The organism is Corynebacterium sp. ACRQK, from assembly GCF_022345965.1.
In the GTDB taxonomy this organism is placed as follows: Bacteria; Actinomycetota; Actinomycetes; order Mycobacteriales; family Mycobacteriaceae; genus Corynebacterium.
On the sequence record NZ_JAKRMU010000002.1, the window covers coordinates 233,445 to 258,396 of the forward strand.

At 60.2% G+C, this 24,952-nt stretch carries 21 protein-coding genes; 17 read left to right on the plus strand and 4 right to left on the minus strand.

Going from position 1 to position 24,952, the window contains the following annotated elements; genetic code table 11:
* Nucleotides 1–117: 117 nt before the first annotated feature.
* The 6 genes from MHX63_RS03840 (at nt 118) to MHX63_RS03865 (ending at nt 13,803) form a co-directional block, all read left to right on the plus strand.
* Nucleotides 118–7,491 (plus strand): condensation domain-containing protein, encoded by a 7,374-nt coding sequence (locus MHX63_RS03840; RefSeq protein WP_239387309.1) that lies wholly within the window; start codon nt 118–120, stop codon nt 7,489–7,491.
* A 57-nt stretch (nt 7,492–7,548) separates the two neighbouring features.
* Complete coding sequence (locus MHX63_RS03845) at nt 7,549–9,606, plus strand: siderophore-interacting protein (RefSeq protein ID WP_239387310.1); 2,058 nt, start codon at nt 7,549–7,551, stop codon at nt 9,604–9,606.
* 317 nt (nt 9,607–9,923) lie between these two features.
* On the plus strand, nt 9,924–10,880 hold the full coding sequence (locus MHX63_RS03850; RefSeq protein WP_239387311.1) for an iron-siderophore ABC transporter substrate-binding protein: 957 nt from the start codon (nt 9,924–9,926) through the stop codon (nt 10,878–10,880).
* A gap of 51 nt (nt 10,881–10,931) precedes the next feature.
* The gene (locus MHX63_RS03855) at nt 10,932–11,948 is read left to right on the plus strand and encodes an iron ABC transporter permease (RefSeq protein WP_239387312.1); all 1,017 of its coding nucleotides are present in this window, start codon (nt 10,932–10,934) and stop codon (nt 11,946–11,948) included.
* A complete protein-coding gene (locus tag MHX63_RS03860; protein ID WP_370644001.1) occupies nt 11,945–12,997 on the plus strand; it encodes a FecCD family ABC transporter permease in 1,053 nt (350 codons plus the stop codon). Before MHX63_RS03855 ends, MHX63_RS03860 begins: the two co-directional genes overlap by 4 nt.
* Nucleotides 12,994–13,803, plus strand: a complete 810-nt coding sequence (locus MHX63_RS03865; protein ID WP_239387313.1) for an ABC transporter ATP-binding protein — start codon at nt 12,994–12,996, stop codon at nt 13,801–13,803. The genes MHX63_RS03860 and MHX63_RS03865 overlap by 4 nt, the downstream gene beginning before the upstream one ends.
* Before the next feature lie 63 nt (nt 13,804–13,866).
* Here the strand turns inward: MHX63_RS03865 and MHX63_RS03870 are convergent, their stop codons facing one another.
* The 3 genes from MHX63_RS03870 to MHX63_RS03880 form a co-directional block, all read right to left on the minus strand.
* A complete protein-coding gene (locus MHX63_RS03870; RefSeq protein WP_239387314.1) occupies nt 13,867–14,769 on the minus strand; it encodes a siderophore-interacting protein in 903 nt (300 codons plus the stop codon).
* A 133-nt stretch (nt 14,770–14,902) separates the two neighbouring features.
* Nucleotides 14,903–16,245 (minus strand): IS3 family transposase gene (locus MHX63_RS03875; RefSeq protein ID WP_370644003.1). Its coding sequence is split into 2 segments (ribosomal slippage): nt 14,903–15,804 and nt 15,804–16,245, totalling 1,344 coding nucleotides; the frame shifts between segments, so codons are not numbered across the junction.
* Between the two features lie 150 nt (nt 16,246–16,395).
* On the minus strand, nt 16,396–16,761 hold the full coding sequence (locus MHX63_RS03880; protein ID WP_239387315.1) for a hypothetical protein: 366 nt from the start codon (nt 16,759–16,761) through the stop codon (nt 16,396–16,398).
* A gap of 609 nt (nt 16,762–17,370) precedes the next feature.
* On the opposite strand from MHX63_RS03880, the gene rplN reads away from it, so the two are divergent.
* Genes rplN through rplE form a run of 3 tightly spaced genes read left to right on the plus strand, consistent with a single transcriptional unit; the run spans nt 17,371 to nt 18,611 of the window.
* The gene (rplN, locus tag MHX63_RS03885) at nt 17,371–17,742 is read left to right on the plus strand and encodes a 50S ribosomal protein L14 (RefSeq protein WP_034984969.1); all 372 of its coding nucleotides are present in this window, start codon (nt 17,371–17,373) and stop codon (nt 17,740–17,742) included.
* A complete protein-coding gene (gene rplX / locus MHX63_RS03890) occupies nt 17,743–18,057 on the plus strand; it encodes a 50S ribosomal protein L24 (RefSeq protein WP_005291939.1) in 315 nt (104 codons plus the stop codon). It abuts the gene before it with no gap.
* A gap of 2 nt (nt 18,058–18,059) precedes the next feature.
* The gene (gene rplE / locus MHX63_RS03895) at nt 18,060–18,611 is read left to right on the plus strand and encodes a 50S ribosomal protein L5 (RefSeq protein ID WP_239387316.1); all 552 of its coding nucleotides are present in this window, start codon (nt 18,060–18,062) and stop codon (nt 18,609–18,611) included.
* Between the two features lie 176 nt (nt 18,612–18,787).
* Here the strand turns inward: rplE and MHX63_RS03900 are convergent, their stop codons facing one another.
* The gene (locus tag MHX63_RS03900; RefSeq protein ID WP_239387317.1) at nt 18,788–19,198 is read right to left on the minus strand and encodes a hypothetical protein; all 411 of its coding nucleotides are present in this window, start codon (nt 19,196–19,198) and stop codon (nt 18,788–18,790) included.
* Between the two features lie 858 nt (nt 19,199–20,056).
* On the opposite strand from MHX63_RS03900, the gene rpsH reads away from it, so the two are divergent.
* The 8 genes from rpsH to MHX63_RS03940 all read left to right on the plus strand — a co-directional run bounded on the left by rpsH (nt 20,057) and on the right by MHX63_RS03940 (nt 24,874).
* Nucleotides 20,057–20,455, plus strand: coding sequence for a 30S ribosomal protein S8 (gene rpsH, locus MHX63_RS03905; protein WP_239387318.1), 399 nt, complete (start codon nt 20,057–20,059; stop codon nt 20,453–20,455).
* An 18-nt stretch (nt 20,456–20,473) separates the two neighbouring features.
* The gene (rplF, locus tag MHX63_RS03910; protein WP_011274136.1) at nt 20,474–21,010 is read left to right on the plus strand and encodes a 50S ribosomal protein L6; all 537 of its coding nucleotides are present in this window, start codon (nt 20,474–20,476) and stop codon (nt 21,008–21,010) included.
* Nucleotides 21,010–21,414 (plus strand): 50S ribosomal protein L18, encoded by a 405-nt coding sequence (gene rplR, locus MHX63_RS03915; RefSeq protein ID WP_011274135.1) that lies wholly within the window; start codon nt 21,010–21,012, stop codon nt 21,412–21,414. The genes rplF and rplR overlap by 1 nt, the downstream gene beginning before the upstream one ends.
* Before the next feature lie 40 nt (nt 21,415–21,454).
* Nucleotides 21,455–22,096: a 30S ribosomal protein S5 gene (rpsE, locus tag MHX63_RS03920; protein WP_035003035.1), complete on the plus strand. Its 642-nt coding sequence runs from the start codon at nt 21,455–21,457 to the stop codon at nt 22,094–22,096.
* 3 nt (nt 22,097–22,099) lie between these two features.
* Complete coding sequence (gene rpmD, locus MHX63_RS03925; RefSeq protein ID WP_239387319.1) at nt 22,100–22,285, plus strand: 50S ribosomal protein L30; 186 nt, start codon at nt 22,100–22,102, stop codon at nt 22,283–22,285.
* A 2-nt stretch (nt 22,286–22,287) separates the two neighbouring features.
* On the plus strand, nt 22,288–22,737 hold the full coding sequence (rplO, locus tag MHX63_RS03930) for a 50S ribosomal protein L15 (protein ID WP_239387320.1): 450 nt from the start codon (nt 22,288–22,290) through the stop codon (nt 22,735–22,737).
* Nucleotides 22,738–22,997: 260 nt separating this feature from the next.
* Nucleotides 22,998–24,332, plus strand: coding sequence for a preprotein translocase subunit SecY (gene secY / locus MHX63_RS03935; protein WP_239387321.1), 1,335 nt, complete (start codon nt 22,998–23,000; stop codon nt 24,330–24,332).
* Nucleotides 24,329–24,874, plus strand: a complete 546-nt coding sequence (locus MHX63_RS03940) for an adenylate kinase (RefSeq protein ID WP_239387322.1) — start codon at nt 24,329–24,331, stop codon at nt 24,872–24,874. Before secY ends, MHX63_RS03940 begins: the two co-directional genes overlap by 4 nt.
* The last annotated feature ends 78 nt before the right edge of the window (nt 24,875–24,952 follow it).

A 24,952-nucleotide genomic window follows, 5' to 3' on the forward strand; every position in this document is an offset into this window, starting at 1 on the left:
CCAGCACCCCTCGCGAATGTGTCGCCCGGTGTGGCAGCGTGGGGTGTTTTCTTATGCCCTTTCTTGTTCTCTCACTCGCCTCCCCGCTGCCGCCCGCCGACTCACAAGGAACTTGACTTGTCTTCTACGCTGCCGTTAACGAGCGCTCAATACGGTGTCTGGAACGCCCAAAAACTCAACCCCGAATCGCCCTACTACGTGGTTGGTGAGGTACTGCACCTGGGGCCAGGGCACATCGAGCTGGAAACTCTGCAGCACTCCATCGCACAGCTGCAACAGGAAGCTGAGACATTGCGCGTGCGCGTCACGACGGATGGCCTTACCCCGCAACAATCCGTGGTACAGGAAGGCCCCGGGGTCGACCGCGTGATCGACGTGCGGCACGCCGCGGATCCCCAGCGCAGCGCGGAAGCCTGGGTAGATGCGCTACGCGCCGAATGTGCCGAGACGATGCGCACCATGGTGGATCAACCGTTGTGTCGTTATGTCATTATTCTTCTCGACGTCACCGAGACCTGGGTTGTCCAGCTTTATCATCACCTTATTGTCGATGGCTTCTCGGCTTCCCTGCTCACGCGTCGCCTTAGTCAGATTTATACCGCTCGCGTGGCAGGAAAGCAGGCTCGTCCATTCCGGGCAGCTTCGCTGTCCGAACTGGTGGCGCTGGATCAGGAGTACCGCGAATCCGCGGAGCATACCCGGGATAAACAGTATTGGACGTCCGTACTCGCACAGCTTCCGGAAGTTGCTGAGCGCGCCACGATGAATACGGCCACAAAGGTAGAAGGCACAGGGCAAACCACAATCACCACCACCATGCGCCTGGGGCCGGAGATCATGGAGAAGGCCACGAAAGCCGCTACTGATGAGCAGATTACGTGGGTAGAGCTCATGATCGCACTGTACGGGGCGTTTGTTCACCGTCTGTTGGCTCCACGCTCGACCAGCGAACAATTCCTGGCTGTGCCCGTGATGGCACGCTCGCATACGCGAGAGCTCCGCACGCCTGCAATGGCCGTCAATGTGCTGCCACTGCGAGTCAACGTCGACAATCAACAAACGGTGCAGGAGTATCTACACCATGCGGTGGAGTCGCTGCATGGTCTACTGGCCCACCAGCGACTGCGTGGAGAGAGCCTACCGCAGATCACGGGGGACTCCCGGGTGGCTGACGTGCTACACGGAGTGGGAGTGAATGCTAAGGCCTTCACCACCCGGGCGGATTTCGCGGGGGTTCCGGGGCGGTTGCGCAATGTGGCGGGTGGGCCGCCGGAGGATTTGGGATTGGTGCTCACCCCGGCCGAGGATGGCGGACTGGACATGGCTTTTGAGACGGATCCGGCCCGCGTGAGTGCCGAGCATGCGCGGGCTCGGTTGGAGGCACTGCGGGAGTTCACGTGTCAGGCGCTTGAAGACACATCCCGAAAGATCGGGGAGCTGCCACTGCATAGCCAGAGACGGCGCGTGGAAATGTTAGAGCAGCGGCGCGCCCAAGGTGTCGAAGTGGCCGAAAATAGCCGATCGCAGGACGCTCTGAGCACCGCTTTGTCCACGCTGCGAAACCACACACAGGCACATCTGGTGGTTCACACTGCCGATGGCTGGGATACCGAGCCCGGAACTGAGATGTTGGATCGCGAGATACTGGGCGCTGCAGTGCTGAACAGCAAGGATCTCCACGCTGCAGTACATCGCCTGGCTAGTTACTTTCGCCGTGAGGTTCTGGGAAGCGACAGGTGGCGCCAGGCGGAACAAGTCACCGAGCAAGATAGGGCGCGACCAGTGCTCGCTCTCGAGATGGAGCGGGGGCGCGAATTGGCCCTTGCTGTGCTAGCCGCTTTCGCCGCGGGTGTGCCCTTCGTCTATATCGATCCCACCAGTCCTGCCCAGCGCCGTGAGCAAATCCATGCGAACGCTGAACCGGTAGCTAGTGTGGATGCGGCGGCCATCCGCTACGCCCTAGCCTTGGGCAGTACCACCTCGGAGGAGAACGCCGTAGAACGGTCCGCGGAATCGGCAGCCTGTCCAGACCCGGAGCAATTGGCCTACCTGATCTATACTTCTGGATCCACCGGCAAGCCCAAGGGCGTGGAGGTTCCCCGCCGTGCCATTAGCTCTCTGTTTGCCCAACACCGCAGCGGATTGTACGACAGGCCGCACGCGGTGGTGGCGCATACGGCGTCTTTCAGTTTCGATGCAGCATTCGACCAGTTGCTGTGGCTGCTGGCGGGCCACGACGTGCACCTCTACCCAGAACAGGCCACTGGGGATGCAGACAAGCTGGTGGAACACTTCGCTACACAGCAGATCAATGTGGTGGATACGACTCCCTCCATGATGAAGGCGTTGTTGGCCGCGCAGTTATTGGAGAAAGTACCGAGCCTGCAGTTAGTGGTTTTGGGTGGCGAAGAGCTGCCCGCTGAGCTGTGGGATCACCTGGCGGCCACCGGCCTGGAGGTCGTCAATGCCTATGGCCCCACCGAAAGCACTGTAGATGCCCTTTTGGCCCGAGTGGAGCCGGGCGTGGCACACCTGGGGCGGCCCGTTGCCGGTATGCGTGCCTACCTGGTGGATAACGCCCTGCAGCTGGTAGGAGACCAAGAAGTAGGCGAACTGGTTCTAGCCGGTCCACAGCTGGCACTCGGCTACCGTGGCCTTCCGGAGGCCACCGATGCGGCGTTCAAGGAGGACGTTCGCATCGACCCGCGTCGGGCTCCGGAGCGCATTTACCGCACCGGGGATCGGGCACGATGGATTCCTGGGCGGGGCTACCAGTTTCTGGGGCGTGCCGATGAGCAAGTCGAGATCAATGGGCAGCGCGTGGAGCTGGCCGAAGTGGAAGCTGTACTAGCCAGCGTGAACGGCGTGCGGCACTGCGCCGTGGCACCACTGAATCGCAGTGGGCAGGCCACTGTGTTGGTTGCTGCGGTGGTAGGGGATTGGCCCATGGACGCTTCAGATCTGACCGCTATCCGGCACCAGTTGCAAGCTGCTTTACCCGCCGCGGCGATCCCCCGGCGCATCCATCCAGTGCGAGCGCTGCCCACCACCACCTCCGGCAAGATCGACCGGGAGGCCATCGCCGGATACGGACTGCAGCCGCCGACCGCTGGTGCGAAGGAGGATACCGCAGCTCCCGAGGCGACCGAACCCGTGGAGGTCTCTAGCGCAGGTAACGCAACTACAAGCGGTAAAAACGACCTGCTTGCGCCGCTCGACCCTGCCCACCTCCTGCTGCATCGCACGGTGTGTGATGTTCTCCATCTACCGCCGCAGCAGACTGATCCTGATCAGGACTTCATCAGTTTGGGAGGGGAGAGTATTGCTGCTCTTCATGTGGCCTCTCGCGCACGTCAGCAGGGGCTGCTGTTGCAGCCGAAGGACCTAATGGGCGGCATTGCGTTAGCGCAGATCCCATTAGACTTCCGTCCTCCGCAGAATCCGCAGGCTCCCCAGGTTTCGCAGGCTGCGCGCCCGACCTTCCTTAGTTCTGGTGAAGACCTGGGCAAGGGGGGTAATTCGAGATCCAATAATGGGGACAATCAATGGCTGGATTGGGGTGTATTGCCGTGGAGTCCGGTGGCACGCACGCAGATTGCAGCTGCGCCCACCGTGCATGCGATGCGTCGCCACGTGATGTACCGGTGGCTAGATATGCCACCCGGGTGCGGCCAAGCCGATGTGCTACGCGCGGTGGAGGTGCTTCAGCGCCGGCATGCGAGCCTGCGGATGTTGCTGGACTGGGACAACGTAGTGCAGCTGATCCCGCGTGTGCCACTGGCTAACGCCGAGGAGATTGTGGTGGAGCTTGCGCCGGACGGCCCAGATCCGGTGGAGCAGCTGGCCGCCGGCATAGCCCCCGATGGTGGAGTGATGTGGCAGGTCGGACTGTGCAGGGAAGGCGCGCTGGTGATGGTGCACCACCTGGCGATCGATGCGCTGTCCTGGCCGAACCTGCAGCGCGAGTGGAATGCTGTATTAATTGACGCCAACGTGAAGCTTCCCGCGCTCACCGGCCTCCTGCGCGCCCACGGGATGCAGCGTGCTGTGGAGCACCAGGCCGTGCAGAACGTGCCACCGGGATCGGCGGAGCTGTCGGTCTTGCCGGAGTTGCCGGAGAAACTGCTATGCCCACGGGGGCAGGCCACGATGATGTGGCGAAATATTGCGATGCCGGACGCTGCGGCGATGAGTTCCGAGCTGGCGCAGCGTTTTCGAACAGACCGACAGGTCGTGGTGGTGTCATTGTTAGCGCAAGCGCTACAGGCCGTAGGTTTGACCGAGCTTCAGCTGGTGGTGGAAGGGCACGGCCGCGATGGCGGCACCGGTGCCACTCGTTCTGGTGACTATGGCAGCACCGGTAGCGCGGTGGATTGCATGGAGCTGATCGGTTGGTTCACTACGGAGGAGCGTTGGGCTTTCTCTGCGAGGGCTGACGGTGCCTCCGTTCATTCATCCGCCAATTCTCCGAGGCTTATGGCAGCGTGGGTTCGCGCTGGGCGCGAGGCCGAGTCGCAGGCTCAGCCGTGGGATCCAGCTTCGTGCCCTCCAAACCGTCGTGTGGTGATTAATGTTCTGGATGCACAGCCGGAGGAGAGCTTCGGCGTGTTGGAATCCGACGACCGGCGGATGACGGAGGCTCTGACGATAAATGTCTTCCTCACCTCGGACGGCGCAGACGTGGAATACGTGGCGGACCTGGCAGCACTCAGGGATGCATCCCCGACCGTGCTGGAGAAACTGCACGAACAGCTACAGCGTGCGGCGCGGGACCTGCTGGTCGCGGATCGGTTGGTACTGCGCCAAGCACTGCCTAGCGACTACCGGGCATTCGATACACAGCCGACGAACCCTCGGCTAGGCCACAGCTCAACCAACCAGCCCACACCGACCCTCAGCGTTGCTCATCTGCGCTCCCTGGAAGCCGCCCACGGTCCCCTGGAAGACATTGTCCCGGCTACTGCCTCCCAGCAGGGGCTGCTGTTCCACGGATTGGCCGGAACCGACCGCTACGTCATTGCCGCCGCCGTGGACCTTACTGGTGTGGCCTCCCCAGAGCTTATCCACCAGTCGATGCGGGCAATTCTGCGCCGCCACGCAGCACTGCGCGCCGTGTTCGATTGCAGCGACCTCCCGCTGATGCTGATTCCGGAGCGGCTCGATCTGCCCTGGACAATCCACGACTGCAGAGACTTCTCACCGGCTGCAGCTCATGCGTTCGTGGAACAGCTACGGGAGTTGCGCGGCCACCGCGCCGTGGACCTGGAATCCGGCCCGCTAGTCACCGCAGACCTGGTGCTGTTGCCAGAGAGTAACCGACTAGAAACCAACCGCCCTGCCACACTTGTGCTGGGTAGCCATCACATCCTCACCGATGGCTGGTCCACCGCCGTGATGCTGCAGGATTTGCAGCGACTGCTAAGCGGCGAGGATCTGGACCCCGCGCCCTCCTTCGCGGAATTTGCTCGAAGCCTGTGCCAACGCAGCGTCGAACAACTGGAGCGGGAACACCGCGCCTGGCAACAGATTTTCACCGGCACCGATCAGCCCCATGAGGCCAGCCGCACAGGCGAGCACGGAGGTGTGATTGCGGGCTTGCGGCCGGTGGCGTCAAGTAAAAAGAGCACAACAGAAGCCCCAGAGGTGCCGCACGTACTGCACCGCGACACAGATGGGCGGGTGGCAACCGCCGCGGCGAGCCTAGGAACCACACCCAGTGTACTGGTACAAACCGCATGGTTGCTCACGCTGGCTGCGCTGCATGGTGGGCGCCGAGTGACTACGGGGGTGACTCTTTCCGGCCGGTCCGCGGAGCAGCCGCGAATGGCTAGTGCGGTGGGCATGTTCATCACCACACTCCCGTTGCACGTACAACTCGAACCGGGGCACACGCTGCGCCATACCGTGCGACAGGTGGCAGATACCATGGCGCTGATCAGCGAGAACCAGACCACGCCGCTACAGGAGATCGAGACCCTGGTGGGAAGTGCACCGTTGTTCGACACCGCGGTGGTGTACGACCATCATGCACACTTCGGTGCACCGAGCGGTCCACACACAGTGGAGACCTCCGAGTCGTGCCTGCGCATCCAGGGGCTGCGCACCAGCGGTCGCACGCATTACCCGCTGACTGTCGTGTGCCCGCCCGGGGACGTTTTGGAGATTACGCTGGTGCACCGTCCGGATGTGGTGGAACGCATTCTTCCTGACGCCGCCGCGAGGTGGTTCGGCACATTCCTCAATGCACTGTGCGACGCCGCCACCGGTAGGGATCTCCGGTTGGTGGAGTTGCTTCCGGAGCGCGGCGAGTTTGAGGAGCCAGCGGACGGGCAAATAGAAGTAGATGGGCACAGCGAAGTAGAGGAAGCGGATACGTGCAATACCGGTAACCGGGAGCTTTCTGAGGACAACCCCGTATGCGCCCAGGTGCAGGCCGCCATGGAGAGCTTGCTAGGCAACCCGATCGGCCCCGAAGAGAACTTCTTCACCTCCGGTGGTGACTCCCTGCTGGCCATACGTTTGATGGGTGTGCTGCGCAAGCAGGGCATGCAGTTGAAGATCCAGGACATTGTGGATGCTGGTACTCCGGCAGCCATCGCGGAACGGCTGGGGCAGGGCACTGGTGGAGCTATGAAGGCTAAGCAGCCGCCGAAGCCGCAGCAATCCCAGCGCTTACAGACTGCCGAGCATTCGCAACGCCGCCCGGTGTGGTGCCTCCATCCGATCGGCGGACATGGCTTGGCCTTCGCCCCGCTGGCCAGCCTTCTGGCGGACACTGAGTTCGACACCCGCCTGATCGAACTACCGTCCCCGCTACCCCAGGTGGATACACTGGCCGAGCTAGCGGAGCTCTACACCGAACAGATCCTGGCCGAGCAACAAGAAGGACCCTTCACGTTGGTGGGCTACTCCTTCGGTGGCGTGGTGGCTGAAAACATCGCTGCCGCGTTGCAGCGCCGGGGCTATGAGGTGCGGTTCTTAGGAATTCTTGACGCCTACCCCAGCGGCAGCAGCCCCAGCTCCGGTACGCATTCTTGGCCGCCGGGCACGCCCGATGGCAGGACAGCCTTTGGTGACTACGACGTTCGGGCAATTGCGCGTGCCGATGGGATGTCACACGAATTGGGCACTGTGGGCGTCGATATAGAAAGCAACATCCGTTTCTGCATGCAGATGCTGCACACAGCAGCACCCACCAGCTACGAAGGCCGGGTCGAGCTAGTGGTGGCAACGCAAAACAACAGTGATGTGGCACACGGGCAGTGGGATCCGGCTGCTGCGTGGAGGCGCCGTCCGGGGGCGTATCCGGTGCGGGTGAGCGAGCTTGAACTTACGCACGCGCAGCTGGTGAAAGCCGATGGCTGGAAGAACGTTTTCCAGCAATGGGCACCGCGGCTGCTGAACAAGAGTTCGGCTGACCGGCCAGCACCCGAGGCGACAGGCATCGACCCTGCGCATGCCGCCCCACCGCATGCCGACCCTGCGCACTGACCCGCTACACACCGACTCACCGCACACCGCCAACCCAGAAACGAGAAAGGAATGACCATGGCGAGGAATAGCCGAGACAGGGAAATCTACCCCATTACGATCCGCGAACTGCAGGTCGATGACATCGAGGACATCACACCAGGGATGCGTCGCATTACTCTGACGGGCGAACAACTACGCGCCCATAGTGCGTTCGGCGTAGACGCACCACCGCTAGTCAGCGATGGTTTCGACGACGATATCCGCATCATCTTCCCAGACCCGGCCACCGGGGAGCGCCCTCACCCCATCACACGGGAGGACGCGACGGTGCTATGGCAAGAGGAGGTCAAAGATCTGTTTCGGACATATACCGTCCGTTCATTCGACGCCTCCCAGGGCCGCCTCGTCGTAGACTTCGCGCGGCATGGCCAAGGCCTGGCCGAGGACTGGTCCGTACGAGCTCGACCGGGAGATCCCCTGTATATCGCAGGGCCGAAGTCTTGCGCAGCGCTGCCCACCCACACTCCGTGGCTACTGATGGTGGGCGACGAGACGGCGCTGCCGGCGATTGCTCGCTGTATAGAGTCTTTGCCCGCCGGGTATAGGGCAGTGGCGATTATTGAGGTAGCCACGCGGGCACATGTCCAGCGACTGGAGTTCGAAGCACAGGTGGACATTCACTGGCAGGTGCGAGACGAGGGCGGGGACTTCGTGGCGAAAGCTACCGAGTTGTACGGAGAACACCCAGAGTGGGCGGCCGAGCCCGCCGCGATGCCCTATGTATGGGCTGCGGGAGAGGCCGGGCGATTGAAGGCGATCCGACGCTGGGTTCGAGCTCTGGGGATTCCGCGGGAAAACGTGGAGATTACGGGGTACTGGCGCGCAATGGCACCGGCACAATCGGAAGCAGGGGCGACGGCTACGCAGGGCGACAGTGAGGGGGCGGAGACAGGGGCTGTGACGAGCCACCGTAATGCGGTGATTGAGCTGCATGAACTCACCGAGATGGGGTCGGCGATTCTGGTGCGCCAAGCCGTAGGGTTGGGGATTTTTGGCCTGATTGATGAGGGCGCGGATCGAGTGGATCAACTGGCCGCAGCAACTGGCCTGCAGCAGGAGCTGGCTCTCCGGATTGCGCGTTACTTGGAGGCAGTGGGGTTAGTGACTTTGTCGGCGGATGCAGCACTGGATAGCTCAGCGGAGGATGTGGCGGACCAACGGGCCGTTCGAATCGGCCTCACTGCGCTGGGCAGCGAGTTAGCAAACCCGGATTCTCCAGTAAGGGATTGGATTGCCGGGCCGGCAGCCGCCAAGACCGCAGCACTTGGCCAGCTAGGGCAGGCACTGCAGAATCCGGCTGATACGGGCGAGCACCGCTGGGACTACATTGTGCAAAACCAGCCACAACTGGCCGTGGAGGAACACGAACAGGCGGCCTCCAGCGCTCAGTGGTCGGCCCCGGCCGCAGCGGAGATTCTGAGCAGCAAGCTACTAGCGCGACAGGATGCTGGCTCGCTTCGGTGCGCGGTGGGAGGTCCGGCCGCGGCGGTGTATGCGGATGAGATTCTACGTAAGATACCGCAGGCCAACGCCGTGGTGTTGGGGTCGTTTTCGGAGGCAGAAGATGACGCAAGGATTTCAGTAGGTGCAACAACTGCAGCGATGACGGAGCCTGGGGCCAGCGCAGAGGAGGTTATGCTGCGCGATATTGCTCCACGCCGCCGGGATCGTGCTCGCTATAGTGCACTGCACGCTCCAACGGTTGGGCGTAGCGGTGAGGATGTGCGCCGGGCGGATTGGGCTGGCACAGTGGCTACTTTGTGTGAGCAGGTAGATGCTGTGGTGCTGGTTGATCCGTGGCGGCGTTGGCCAGCTATAGAGCTGCAACAGCTGGTAGCTGCCGTACTACGTTTTGGGGCGCAGCTGTTCCTGGTGACCCCAGTGTTGCAGGAAAGCGGGGCCGAGGATCATGACTACGAGGAAGATTTATCACGCCTCGTTCTGTATGGATCGCAGCTGCCCACGGCCCGTGTGATTGCGAAGCACCTGGCTGCCGTGGGTGCGGTAGCGCGTTCGCAGCAGGCGGTGGGGTGGAGTGCCCAGCTGTTCGAGGTGGGGAGGGGAGGTAGGTAACTGCCGGTGGTCGGGCGAACCTCAGGACATTTGTCTCGGGCGAAGCGTGTGGAGGAGCGGCGGACGTTTGGTGGTTTGCTAAACCGTTTCTAAAGTGCCCCCTGTCGGCTGGCCCCTAGCGGCTGAGCTGCCTCCATATCGGCGGCCACACATCCCCCAAAATAATTAACTTAGGGCAGCCTTTTGTGTGGTTAGCCTAACCTGTGTAAGATGGGCGCGAGTGCTGAATCCACCGTAGCTGAAAGAGGCCATCAGCCCTTTGGGGCTACGGGTACTTTACAGCGCTTCAAAGAGTTCCTTACACGTTAGGCTTTCACATGTTTCGAAACAATTCGCTGACCCGTCGAGCGGCACTGAAGACCGCCGCTGTCTTGGCAGCATCCACTCTTGTTCTGTCTGGTTGCTCCCGAGGCGATGACGCGGCGGCGTCAAAAAATGAGGGTACCGGGGACGAGCGCATCGCCGCAGTTGGCCTGGGCGACAGCGATACCTTGCTCGCTCTAGGCATCCAACCGGTCCTCGTAGCGCCCTGGGGTGCTGAGGGAGATGTTGATTCGTCCGGCGTAGGGCCTTGGGCTACCGAAAAGCTCGGCGACAACAAACCAGAGGTGGTCTACGGTACTGCCAATGGATTCACTGCTGAGATCCTGGAGAAGATCTCCGCCGCTGATCCGGACAAGATTATTGCGGTGAACTCCGCCGTGGATGCGCAGGCGAAGAAGGCGCTCAATGACATTGCCCCTACCACTGTCAAGCCAGACGGTGCGACGGACTGGCAGATCCCATGGCGGGATCAGGTCAACCAGATCGCCGGCGCTGTAGACAAGCAAGAAGAAGGCGACAAGCTTGTCAAGGAAACGCAGAAGGCCTACGATGATTTCCAAAAGCAGCACCCTGAACTCAAGGGCAAGCGTGCGGCTATCGTCATGCCTTATCAGGGAAAGATCGGCCTGTACACCTCCGGTGACGGTCGCGGGCAGTTTATCGAGAGCCTGGGCTTCGAGATCCCGAAGGAGCTCGAAGGTAACGGGGGCGAGTTCTACCGCGACATCGCACCTGAGAACTACAGCGACCTCAACAACGTCGATTACCTCTTCGTCCTTGACTACCAGGGTGCCGCCGATACCCTGAAGAAGGATCCAACATTCAGCAAGCTGGACGTTGTTCGCGAAGGCAAGGTCCGCTGGATGGACGAAAACGTGGGCAATGCAATGAGTATGCCGAACCCATTGACCATCCCCTGGGCGGTCGAGAAATTCTCTGACGCAATTTAATTGAAAGTGTCCGTCTCAAGAACTCGACATTCTTTGGTGTTTTCCCGGCGTTTGCTTACTTCGGCCGCACTCGTTGGTTTGGCATTGCTGCTGGTTGCCTCCCTGTACTTGGGTTCCAAAGATCTTTCCATTGGCGAAGTGACCAATATTCTCATGCATGGCCCGCACCCGTCCGCGCAGTCCGGCATTAATGCTGAACAGTCCGGCATCATTTGGGACTTGCGCGTTCCGCGCACTCTCTTGGCTGTGATCACAGGTGCGGCTCTGGCTATGGCGGGTGCCATTGCTCAGGGTTGGACCCGCAACCCCTTGGCAGATCCCGGCATTATCGGCGTGAACGCCGGAGCAAGTTTCGCAGTCGCCGCGGCACTGACCTTGGGCTGGGCAACGACGGTCGGAGAGCGAACACTTGTGGGGCTCCTCGGAGCTGCCGTCGCCGCCCTAATCGTGCTGTTGATTTCCCGCGTATCCCGTAACCCGCTAACTCTGGTACTGGTGGGCGTGGGAGTTACCTTTGCCCTGCAAGCGGCGACGAACATGCTGAGCCTCTATTCTTCCGACACCCTGGAAGGGCTCCGCCGCTGGACCGTCGGCTCTACGGCTGGGCGGGGTATGGAAGACGTGGCCTTAGCTGCTTTAGGTCTGGCACTAGGTGCTCTATGTGGTGCGCTTGCAGCACGCCCGCTGGATCTACTTGCGATGGGAGAGGACTCCGCCCGTTCCCTTGGCAGCTCACCCACGAGAACCCGCTGGTTGGCTGCCGCAGCGGTGATCATCCTCGCCGGTTCCGCGACTGCCACCGTGGGGCTTGTGACATTCGTGGGCTTCGCCGTGCCGCACCTACTGCGCCCGTTCACTGGCCCGGCGCTTACCCGCCTCTTGCTGCCGACCGGCATTGTTGGTGGCGCGGCTGTACTGCTAGCCGATATTGTGGGCCGCTTCGTCCTGCAGCCCAACGAGCTGGAAATGTCCATTGTCCTAGCTATTGTCGGCGCCCCAGTGATGATTCTGGCGGTACGGCGTAAGAAGAGCCCACCGACCTCGAATGACTCGGAGCTGGCGATATGAGCGATATGACGTCTATCCGTAGTATCAAGCGTTCACGAAGCAGACGCATCCTGGTAGCCACATCGGGGTTCGCCCTCATAGCGGCTCTTTGTTATTGCTTAATCCTGGGGCAAGGTGCGGTGAAGCTCAGTCCGGTGGAAGTCATCGAGGTTCTCACCGGTGGGGGCACACAGCAAGCAATCAACGTGGTGTGGGATCTCCGCCTGCCTGTAGCAATTGCTACGGTTCTGGTCGGCGCGGCGCTGGGGCTGGCCGGCGCGTGGACCCAGACCATGGCCCGCAATCCGCTGGCTAGCCCGGACATCCTCGGTGTTTCCGGTGGCGCGGCGGTTTTGGTTGTGGCGGGCACCGTAGTTACCCGCCCTGCATGGAGTGAGGGGGTGCCGACGTTCTGGTGGCGTGCTGCACTCGCTTTGGTTGGCGCACTAGTGATCGTTGGTTTGCTCGTTCTACTCGGTGGTTTCGGGACGTCGCAGCGCGTAGTGGTCATCGGCCTGGCGCTATCTTTCCTCACGCAATCTTTAGTGCAGTATCTCCTGCTCAGGGCTGACCTAACTCGTGCCACGGATGCCCAAACTTGGCTCGCTGGGTCCACTGGCTTTGTGCGTACGGAAGCTTTGTTGCCTATGGCGTTGGGCTTGTTGCCCTTCGTAGTTTTAGGCCTCTGCGTTACGCGCGATGTCCCTCTTCTTTCTCATGATGACGCCACCGCGTCCACACTTGGAGTAAATGTCACGAGGGTGCGCGCTATTTTGCTCATTGCCGCAACGGGCATTGTCGCGGTGGTGGTTTCCTTTGTCGGCCCAATTGGATTCGTGGCACTGTTGGCTCCTCAGCTGGCCAAGCTGGTGGCCGGAACGCCCACGCCCCATCCGCTGTGCTCTACTTTTGCAGGCGCTGCTCTATTAGCTGCGTGCGCCGTCGTGGCGGGCGCACTGCCATTTACATCCCCTGTGGGTTTGGTTACCGCCATCATCGGTGGCCCCGCGTTGGTGTTGCTTGTCTGGCTGGCGGCCCGTCGCGGAACTCTGAAAGGAATGGTTCAATGAACGTTCGTGTTGATCGGGTCACCGTGGGCTACAACGACGGTCCAAACATTGTTAAGGACGTGTCTTTCACTGCAGAGCCCGGGAAGGTCACCACGCTCTTAGGTCCCAATGGTTGTGGTAAGTCAACGCTGCTCAAGACCCTTTCTCGGCTGCTTGCGCCCACCGAAGGGCAGGTACTTGCCCAGGAGAAAGACGTGCATAGTTTGCGGTCGCGCGAAGCCGCCCAACTAATTGCGCTCCTGCCACAACATCCGCTGTGTCCGTCGGGATTGACCGTTGGAGAACTTGTGGAGCGCGGACGGCACCCTTATCGTCGATCGCTCTGGGGTGGGGGAGCGACGGCGTCAGAAGATAAAGAGAAAGTGCGCGAGGCGCTGAAGAAGACGAAGGTTGACCATCTTGTTGCCCGCGACGTGGCGGAGCTATCCGGCGGCCAGCGGCAGCGCGTCTGGATGGCGATGGTGCTGGCGCAAGATACGCCCATTGTTCTGCTGGATGAACCGACCACCTACCTAGATCCAGCCCATGCGATAGAGATTCTAAGTATCGTGCGAGAGCTTGCTCAAGAGGGAAAGACGGTGATTACCGTGCTGCATGATCTTGGCCTGGCGGGAGCTTTTAGCGACGAGATGATCGTCATGAAGGAAGGGGAAAAGATCGCCGAGGGGTCTCCAAAGGAGGCTCTGACGGTGGATGTGTTGCGCGAGGCATATGGCCTGAATGCCGAGGTATGGGAAGATCCCCGCGGTACAGCTCCGGTGATCGTACCGCGGGGGATCGTTGCAAACCCGCCACAGGGGTCTTGATTCCCGCTGCGTAGATCAGAGAAGAATTCTGGTCGCCGAGGTCGACCATCGTCAGCGGATGAGTTAGGGGCGGGCCCTCCCGAGGAACCAATAGGGGCACCACTGCACGGATTCGCTAGCAAGGCTCCAAGCGTGAATCGCGTAGTGTCGAACTTCCTTGCAAAGCTGTCCTTCACCCGCGACCCAGACGTACTTTGACTGGGTCGCAGGGTGTTCGGCACGGTCCAATTGCTGGAGGTGGGCAATAACTGCCGTGCTGAAGTCCGTTGTCGCGCTAAACAACACTTCAAGGCTGCCAAGCTTGCTCTCCCAGTCAGCGATGAGGGATGGCTCGAGGTCACCGTGGTTCTCGGCGACAACAACGAGGTGCATGTCGCACAATTGTTCCGGAGCGAAGGTATGTGCGTAATCCAAAATGGCACGAACGGAAGGCGCGGCAGATGGGTCTGCGATAAGTGTTTGTGAACTTTGCGCGCGGTGCCAGAGGCCCTGGCATGTCCAGATGCCTACTTGGTCGCCAACACGAGTTGCAAGAGCCCAGGCGAGCCCTGGTCCGACGTGCTCATCCTTTGGATTTCTGACGCCATGTGTCGCCACGTCGAAAGTTATCTGTCCGCACTCGGGATCGAGTGAGCGTACGGTGTACCAACGTAGATTCGGGCGTTGGGTCTCCGGCATGGCTGCAACGCTTGCGCGGATATTGGCGCCACCTCCGTGGAGTGGTAGATGGAGATTCTCGCCGGGCTTAGCGGGCATAAAGAGGCCAAAGAACTCGTCCGGGCCGGAAAGCTGAAAGCCGACTAGCTCGGGGGAGCGGATGACAATCCTCTGCAGGTTCTCTGCCGGGGTACTGACGTCGTAAACGGTGGCGCGGATGATCTGGTGGTCTGGTTCAGCTGGGGCGGTCAGGAGTTGGTGGTCAGAGAAGGCCGCGCGGTACGCGGGAGCGTTCGCTGGGGTACTCAAGATAGACGGAATCACGTTCATAGTGGGGCTTAGCTTACCCTTACCTAAAGCAAAAGTGAAAGGGTGAGGGGCAGAAAAAGCCCCGCGGGGATCCGAGGATGAACTGGCCCCCGAAAGTTGGACTGGTTTAATTCTAGGCGGTTAGGGCTTCAAGGGTCTGATTCCGATATTGCATCGGGGTCAGGCCCTTGAGTCGTTGTTGGACGCGTTCGGTGTTGTACCACCCGATGTACTCGTCGATCGCTTGGTTGAACTCTGCGACCGTGTCGAAGACTTCACCGTGGTACATCTCGGTTTTCAAGTGCCCGAAGAAGTTCTCCATGACCGCGTTGTCGTAACAGTTGGCTTTACGCGACATCGACTGAACACCACCGTTGTCACCGATCAGATCGCGCCAGGAGGCGTGCTGGTACTGGAAGCCTTGGTCAGTGTGCATCATCCACCCGGGTTCAGGCGCACTCGCCGCGATCGCCTTGGACAAAGAATCGGCGGTCAACGCTGTCGACGGTGATGTAGCCACGGTGTGAGCGACGATTGAGCGGTCGAACAGGTCCATCACCGGCGACAAATACACCTTGCGGCCTTGGACCCTGAACTCGGTGACGTCGCTGACAAAGACGGTGTTTGGCTGATCCGGGGTGAACTTGCGGTCAAGCTTGTTGTCAGCGATGTGGCTGATCGTCCCGGTGTAGGAAACATAAGGTCTACGTTGGCGGATCTTGGCTCGAATGCCCATCTCACGCATGAGTTTGTAGACGAGTTTGTGGTTGACCACCCACCCCTGGTTACGCAGGTCAAGTAGCACTCGTCGATAGCCGTAGCGATGCTTGTTACGTTCAAAACTTGCCCGGATCGCGTCTTTGAGCTCGGCGTGCTTATCTGGCTGGCCGAGGCGTTTCTGGTGGTAGAAGAACGTCGACCGTGGGATACCTGCTGCCTCTAGGAGGTACTCCAAGCGGTGGTGCGACTTGAGGATGACAATCGCCTGGACTTTCAGGCGCGTCCCTGATTCCTCAAGTCCCGCAATTTTTTTAGATAAGCGTTTTCCGCTTCCAACCGTGCGATCTGACGGCGCAGCTTGTCTTCTTCTGTAAGCCGCTTCGGTGCAGCCGAGCCTTTGGGTCTGCCCTTCGGCTTCGGTTTTAACGCCTCATCGCCACCGTTACGCCATTGCCGCGACCAATAACTGACCAGCTGATCTGACGACAGGCCAAACTCACGCGCAAGATCCATCTTTGTCTCGCCGGCAAGATAGCGTTGGACAACTTCCTTCTTGACCTCGAACGAGTACTGCTGCTTAATCGGTTTCTCCACAAGACATAGCCTGCCATGCAGCTTAAACCGACGACAGAGCATACGGGCGGCATACTTGGAGACACCAAGGGCATTGGCAGCGGCTGTATAACCCATGCCTTGCTCAAATAGTTCAACCAACTGCTCGCGCTGATGCTCACTTAGCGAACTTCGTGCTCTCAATGAAAACTACTCCCCACTAGTCGGTAACTGATTTCTCAGTCCAACTAATGGGGAGCAGCTCAGGATCGCCGCGGGGCTTGAAACTGTATGGCTGACCTGTCTGCTTAAGAGATCAGCCGGAACCTAGTTCCTAGCGGGAACCGGCTGTATTTACTTGCCCAGCTTGCTCAGCTTCTGGAAGTTGTTGAACAGGGAAACGATGCCGCCAACCAGGGCTGCAACGGTGGTGATCAGAGTGACGACGGTGGTCAGCTTCTTCAGGCCATCGGTGTCCTCGTCCCAGCCGAAGAACTTGTCAGCGGAACCAGCCAGGTCCTTCTTGCCGGGCTCGCCGTCGTTGTTGCTGTCATCCTTGCCCGGCTTGGTTTCGGTCTTGCCGCCGTTGTCGGTGCCGTTCTCGGTGTTGGTAGCAGCGGAGTCTGCGTTCGTGGTGTCGTCAGCAACTGCAGCGGTGGAGCCAGCAACTGCAACGGTAGCGGCGGTGGTCAGAGCCAGCAGGGACTTCTTGAGCTTCATGTGTTTAATCCTCACGTGAAAGATGGTGTGTCGGCCTGAACTGGCCGTGGTACGGGGATCAATTTAACATGGCCGTGCACTTTAAGCACAGCGCAAATTTGCCACCTGCGTGCTGAAAGAGCTTATAAATGATCCTTGATTGCACCTGGGTGCAGTCTGAGAAACTCCTGCCGGGCTGAAGATACGCCCTGTCTCAAGCTTCCACTACGGGCGCCTTAATCCCCTTATGGTGCTGAAGATTCTAGATATAACCGCATGCCACAGTTGTGATCTGACCATTGATTTTGTAGCGCAAAGCACCATGCCGGTTCAGTATTAGCAGACCTGCTGGAATGGCGAGGCAACGGAGCGTGAGGAGTGTCAACAAGAGAGAAAAAGAATCGCGCGGGGGTGGGGTAACATACCCCCGCTACGCGAAATCCGCCGCCACCCCGAAAAACTCTGATACGGCGATTTGGTTGGCCGAATAGGGGTGTGGAAGAATATAGCGGTTGCCAGAAGGCGAACCGAGTTCACGATGAACTGAACGCGCTGGCACAGACCGCGTGCGCGAGGGTCGGAAATCCCACGCACGGCAAGCAAAAATCTAGGTCAAATTAGGAGACTCAAGTGATTCAGCAAGAATCGCGTCTGCGAGTTGCCGACAACACCGGTGCCCGGGAAATCCTGGTCATCCGTCCGCTCGGTGGTTCCGTTCGACGCTCCGCTGGTATCGGTGATGTCGTCGTAGCTACCGTCAAGGAAGCTGCACCCGGCGGCACCGTCAAGGCCGGCGACATCGTCAAGGCTGTCATCGTCCGCGCAAAGAAGGAGACCCGTCGTCCGGACGGCTCCTACATCTCTTTCGACGAGAACGCGGCTGTCATCATCAAGGCAAACGACAACGATCCCCGCGGCACCCGTATCTTCGGCCCGGTCGCACGTGAGCTTCGCGACAAGAAGTTCATGAAGATCGTTTCCCTGGCTCCGGAGGTGCTCTAAATGAAGATCCGTAAGGGCGACACCGTACTGGTAATCTCCGGCCCGGACAAGGGTGCAAAGGGCAAGGTCATCGAGGCCTACCCGCAGCGCGACAAGGTCCTGGTCGAGGGCGTCAACCGAATCAAGAAGCACGTTGCAAACTCCGCTCCAGAGCGCGGCGCTGAGTCCGGCGGCATCGTTACCCAGGAAGCTCCGATCCACGTGTCCAACGTGATGGTCGTTGACTCCGACGGCAACCCGACCCGTATCGGCTACCGCTTCGACGAAGACGGTAAGAAGATCCGCGTGTCCAAGCGCAACGGGAAGGACATCTAACGATGAGCGAAAACTACACCCCACGTTTGAAGACTCGCTACCGTGAGGAAATCCGCGAGAAGCTGAACGGCGAGTTCAGCTACGAGAACGTCATGCAGATCCCGGGCGTCACCAAGGTTGTCGTCAACATGGGTGTCGGCGACGCTGCTCGCGATTCCAAGCTGATCAACGGTGCAATCGAAGACCTGACCAAGATCACCGGTCAGAAGCCGCAGATCCGTACCGCGAAGAAGGCAATCGCTAACTTCAAGCTGCGTGAAGGCATGCCCATCGGCGCCCGCGTTACCCTGCGTGGCGACCGCATGTGGGAGTTCCTGGACCGCCTGCTGACCGTCGCTCTGCCGCGTATTCGTGACTTCCGCGGCCTGAATGACAATCAGTTCGATGGCCACGGCAACTACACCTTCGGCCTGTCCGAGCAGTCCATGTTCTACGAGATCGACGTTGACAAGATCGACCGTCCTCGCGGTATGAACATCACCGTCGTTACCACTGCAACCAACGACGATGAAGGTCGCGCACTGCTGCGCGAGCTGGGCTTCCCCTTCAAGTAGAAGGGCTCCGCTGAGTAAATCAGCGCTGAGACGTTAGCTCCGGCGCCGATGCTGTTGCAGAGGCGCTAACACAAAAAGACCCCCACTTCCCATTCGAGGAAAACTTCGAAGGTAGGGAAGTAGGGGTCCTTTATTAGTTGAGGCGCGCCGCAGTCGGCGCGCGGCTTAGTAGACTCTTAGTTGGAGCCCGGGATGCCAGCGAAGGTCTTCACGATCTTGCCGATGAAGCCGATTACGTCCTTGATCTTGTCCAGGGTGGAGGTGGAGTCGTCCCAGCCGGCCAGCTTGTCGATGGAGCCCTTCAGCTTCTCCTTCTTCTCGCTGTCGATGGAGCCCTCGGTGGAACCTTCGTCCTCAGAGCCCTCGTTCTCGGAGCCCTCGTCGCCAGCCTCGGCCTCGTCGTCTGCCTCCGCCTGGTCTTCGCCCTCGGTAGCGTCCTCGGCGGCAGCCTCGTCGGTAGCCGGCTGGGTTGCGGCATCGGCGGCGACCGGTGCCTCAGCGGCGTCGTCTGCAACTGCAGCCGGAACGCCAGCCAGGGCGACGGAGGATGCTGCGGCCAGGGTGATGAGGGACTTCTTGAACTTCAAAGGAATCTCCTTCCGAGAGGGGTGTATAAAAACTGCAAAGTTGCGGCGGGGTAGTGATCGGTTCTGCGAGTTCCGACCGGGTGCCGCAAGTCTGTACTTCGTGTACGTACAACATGTGTAGTGAATTGTGGCTCACTCTCGCAACAGGTGCAGCAAAAGTGTGAGGCAATTCACGTAACGGCTGAAACGTGCAGGTAGCGGCGCTTAATTCCTCCTGTTCTCCCGCTTATGTAGAACAAATGCTACACATAGTGTCCGCTTATCCGTCACTGCTTGACACGCCACTCTAAACCCGCACGCCACCGCTTAAGTCGCCGCTTAAGCCGCCACCCAAATCCCCGCACGTAGCCACCGTCACGGTCGCCGGCGGTTGTTGAAGGTAGTTGACTCTTTTGTGACGCCCCTTGCCTCCGCCGGCCTTGTCCACCGACCGAAGCGCCAACGCATCCGCGGGTTCAAAGATTGCCGGGATCCCCAGCTCACGGAAGCGGTCGGGTAAGCGCGCGGGCCTTTTGGGTTCGGTCGTGACTGGGGCTGGCCTACTCCTGATCTGCTGGATTTCTGGTCCTAAGGGCGTCAAAAAACCAAAGAAACAGCGATTTGGGGAAACCCGCAGGTGATTGCTAGAGTTATCAGGTCTTGCGTTGCCCCATGCCCAAAACTGGGTTGGCAGCGTGAGCAGTGTAAACATCAATCCACTTTGTTGTAGGCCCCTCGCCCAATAAAGCGGCCGCGCGGACACGGCGGCGAGCACCCCACGTTATTTAGCATGGGGCGCGCTAGTAGCCAGCAAGCGCGCGGTACACGCATCCTGGGTGGGCTGGGAACCGCAATGAGAAAGGCTATGGGTCAAAACTTATGACCATGACTGATCCCATCGCGGACATGCTGTCCCGCGTGCGGAACGCATCCAACGCGTTCCATGAGTCCGTCTCCATGCCTTCCTCCAAGATCAAGGCGAACATCGCCGAGATTCTGAAGGAGGAGGGTTACATCGCTGACTACACCGTCAATGACGCCAAGGTTGGCAAGACACTGGACATCGAGCTGAAGTACGGCCCCTCCCGCGAGCGTTCTATCGCCGGGCTGCGTCGTGTCTCCAAGCCGGGTCTTCGTGTGTACGCAAAGTCCAACGAGCTGCCGCAGGTTCTCGGCGGCCTGGGTGTGGCCATCATTTCCACGTCCCACGGCCTGCTGACCGACCGTGAGGCTCAGAACAAGGGTGTAGGCGGAGAAGTTCTCGCCTACGTCTGGTAACTAGAGGAGGTCCAAACCATGTCTCGTGTTGGCAAGGCACCGGTGGCTGTCCCCTCTGGCGTCACCATCAACATCAACGGCCAGTCTGTCGAGGTCAAGGGTCCGAAGGGCACCCTGAGCCAGGACATTCCGGCTCCGATCACCGTGGCACAGGAAGGCGAGGAGCTCGTCGTTTCCCGCCCGGATGATCACCGCAAGAATCGTTCCCTGCACGGCCTGTCCCGCTCCCTGGTCTTCAACATGATCGAGGGCGTGACCAAGGGCTACACCATCAACATGGAAATCTTCGGTGTTGGCTACCGTGTGCAGCTCAAGGGCAAGAACCTGGAGTTCGCACTGGGCTACTCCCACCCTGTGCTAATTGAGGCACCGGAGGGTATCACCTTCGCCGTGGATGGCAACACCAAGTTCTCCATCGCAGGTATCGACAAGCAGCAGGTCGGACAGATCGCCGCGAACATCCGCCGTCTGCGTAAGGATGATCCTTACAAGGGCAAGGGCATTCGCTACGAGGGCGAGCAGGTCCGTCGCAAGGTCGGAAAGACGGGTAAGTAATGAGCAACACTGCACAAAACGAGAAGCGTCTGCCGGTGGGCAAGGACATTTCCACCCGCCGCCGCACCGCACGCGCACGTCGTCACTTCCGTATCCGCAAGACCCTCTCCGGAACCCCGGAGACCCCGCGTCTGGTAATTCACCGCACCTCTCGCCACATGCACGCACAGGTCATCGACGATGTTGCAGGCCACACCCTGGTCGCAGCATCCACGATGGAAGCCGATGTGCGCGCTATGGAGGGCGACAAGAAGGCTCGCGGTGCGAAGGTTGGCCAGCTGATCGCCGAGCGCGCCAAGGCCGCTGGCATCGAGGCTGTCGTCTTCGACCGTGCGGGCTACAAGTACCACGGCCGCGTCGCCGCTCTGGCTGATGCTGCCCGCGAAGGTGGTCTGAAGTTCTAATGACCAACTCCACGAACAACACCAACGGAAGGAACGCGTGATGTCGGGACGTGAACGTAACGGCGGACGCTCCGCCGAGAACAACGACAAGAACGAGCGCAACGAGCGTAACGGCCGCAACGACCGCGGTGGACGTAACGATCGTCGCAACCAGCAGGATGAGCGCAGCCAGTTCATCGAGCGCGTGGTTACCATCAACCGCGTCTCGAAGGTTGTGAAGGGCGGTCGCCGCTTCAGCTTCACCGCGCTGGTCATCGTCGGCGACGGCCAGGGCATGGTCGGCGTCGGCTACGGCAAGGCCAAGGAAGTCCCTGCCGCCATCCAGAAGGGCGCAGAAGAGGCTCGCAAGAACTTCTTCCGCGTACCGATGATCAACGGCACCATCACCCACCCGGTTCAGGGTGAGGACGCTGCAGGCATCGTCATGATGAAGCCCGCAGCACCCGGTACCGGTGTGATCGCTGGTGGCGCTGTCCGCCCGGTGCTGGAGTGCGCCGGCGTGCAGGACATCCTGTCGAAGTCCCTGGGCTCCGACAACGCCATCAACATTGTCCACGCAACGGTGGCTGGCCTGAAGCAGCTGGTCCGTCCGGAAGAGGTTGCCGCACGCCGTGGCAAGTCCCTGGACGAGGTTGCTCCGGCCGCTATGCTGCGCGCCCGTGCAGCAGGACAGGGGGCATAAGCAATGGCTTTGAAGATCACCCAGGTTAAGGGCTTGGTCGGAACCAAGCCGCAGCAGCGCGATTCCATGCGCTCTCTCGGCCTGAAGCGCATTGGCCAGACGGTCGTCCGCGAGGACAACCCGATCGTCCGCGGCCAGATCAACACTGTGCGCCACATGGTCGAGGTCGAAGAAGTGGCAGGAGAGTAAACATGAGCGATCCAATTAAGCTCCACGACCTCCGCCCCGCTCCGGGGGCCAAGAAGGCCAAGACCCGCGTGGGTCGTGGTGAGGCGTCTAAGGGCAAGACCGCAGGTCGTGGTACCAAGGGCACCAAGGCTCGTAAGCAGGTTCCGGCAGCATTCGAGGGTGGCCAGATGCCACTGCACATGCGCCTGCCTAAGCTGAAGGGCTTCAAGAACCCCGCCAAGGTTACCTACCAGGTAGTTAACGTGTCTGACCTGGAGAAGGCATTCTCCAACGGTGGCGACGTCACCGTTGCAGACATCGTTGCAGCTGGTCTGGCTCGTAAGAACCAGCCGGTGAAGGTTCTGGGTAACGGCGAGATCAGCGTGAAGCTGAACGTCACCGCAAACAAGTTCTCGGGCTCTGCAAAGCAGAAGATCGAGGCTGCCGGTGGTACCGCTACCGAGGCTAAGTAAACAAGACGGCTAGCCCGCTCTAGCCGCGCTTAGCTACAAAGAATCGCCCTGCCAGTGCGTTATTGTGCTGGTAGGGCGATTTCACTATGGCGCTTTAATTGCAGTGCGCTATGGGTGGTACAGTATCTTAAGCATTTGTCCTGTCTGCTAACCTGTACAGGTTGCAATTGGTGTCGCCTCTATGCGGGCGTATCTTGAAGTGCAGGTGCGCTGGCCAGTAGATCCCGCACGAAGGTAAGAAACTACACAGGAGGCAAAGTTTGTCCGCCCTCACCTCGGCGTTCAAGAACGCTGATCTTCGCAAGAAGATCTTGTTCACGCTTGCGATGATCATCCTCTATCGCATTGGCGCCCAGATCCCCACCCCAGGCGTGGATTACGGCTCGATCCAGTCGCAGATCTCCGACCTGACCGACAGCTCGGCCATGTACTCGCTGATCAACCTGTTCTCAGGTGGTGCGTTGCTGCAGCTCTCCGTCTTCGCCGTCGGTATCATGCCGTACATTACGGCCTCGATTATCGTGCAGCTGCTGACTGTGGTGATCCCCAAATTCGAGCAGCTGAAGAAGGAAGGCCAGTCCGGCCAGGCGAAGATGACGGAATACACCCGCTACCTGACCGTGGCTTTGGCACTACTCCAGTCCGCGGGCATTGTGGCGCTGGCGGATCGCCGGCAGCTGCTGGGGCAGGGCGTGCAGGTCCTGAAGGACGGCACGGGTGTGTTCGGCCTGGTAGTTATGGTGCTGGTCATGACCTCCGGTGCGGTGCTGCTGATGTGGATGGGTGAGCTGATCACTGACCGCGGTATCGGCAACGGAATGTCGCTGTTGATCTTCGCGGGTATTGCCACCTCTCTGCCGGCGCAGGGCGCTTCCATCTTCTCTAGCTCCGGTGGCTTTGTCTTCGGCGCAGTGCTGGTTGGAGTGCTGATCCTGGTCGTCGGCGTGGTCTTCATCGAGCAGGGTCAGCGCCGCATCCCGGTTCAGTACGCAAAGCGTATGATTGGCCGCCGCCAGTACGGCGAGACCTCTACGTACCTGCCACTGAAGGTTAACCAGGCCGGCGTTATCCCAGTGATCTTCGCCTCCTCGCTGCTTACCGTTCCGATTCTGATTACTCAGATCATCCAGTCCGGAAACCCGGAGGGTGCTGGCCAGGAGAACTGGTGGAACCAGAACGTCATGTCCGTGCTGACGGACCCGGCTGCCTGGCAGTACATCCTGCTGTACGTGGCACTGATCATCTTCTTCTCCTTCTTCTACGTCTCCGTCCAGTACGATCCTTACGATCAGGCGGATAACATGAAGAAGTACGGTGGCTTCATTCCGGGCATCCGCCCGGGCCGCCCGACCGCGGAGTATCTTGGATATGTGATGAACCGTCTGCTGATCGTCGGTTCCATCTACCTGGCGCTCATCGCCGTTCTGCCTAACATCCTCATCAACATGGGCGTGCAGACGTCGCAGGCCGCAGGCCAGGGCCAGATGCCGTTCGGTGGTACCGCCATCCTGATTCTGGTGTCCGTTGCCCTGACCACGATCAAACAACTCGAATCGCAAGTTATGCAGTCTAACTACGAAGGATTCCTCAAATGAGACTAGTTCTGCTCGGCCCTCCCGGCGCTGGTAAGGGCACCCAAGCATCCCTGCTGTCCGATGCACTGAAGATCCCGCACATCTCCACCGGTGATCTGTTCCGCGCCAACATCTCCCAGGGCACCGAACTGGGCAAGCAGGCGCAGGAGTACATGGACGCTGGCAAGTTGGTCCCGACCTCCGTAACCGCCGACATGGTCCGCGACCGCCTGAACCAGGAAGATGCCGCCGACGGATTCCTGCTGGACGGCTTCCCCCGCACTATCGAGCAGGCAGAGCTGCTGGAGAAGATGCTGCAGGAGGACGGCCACTCCCTGGACGCAGTCATCAACTACGTAGTCTCCGAGGACGTCGTTGTTGATCGCATGCTGGCCCGCGGCCGGAACGACGACAACGAGGACACGATTCGCACCCGCCTGGAGGTCTACCGGGAAGAGACCGCCCCGCTGATCGACCACTACAAGGACGTTCTGCTGAACATCGACGCGGAGGGCACCGTGGAGGACATCTCCTGCACCACGCTGAACGCGCTGGACAAGTAAACCCCGCGCAAGAATCGCTGATCCCGCCAGCCGGCCTCACACGGTCCGACCTGGCGGGATTTGTGGTTATTCGCCCCG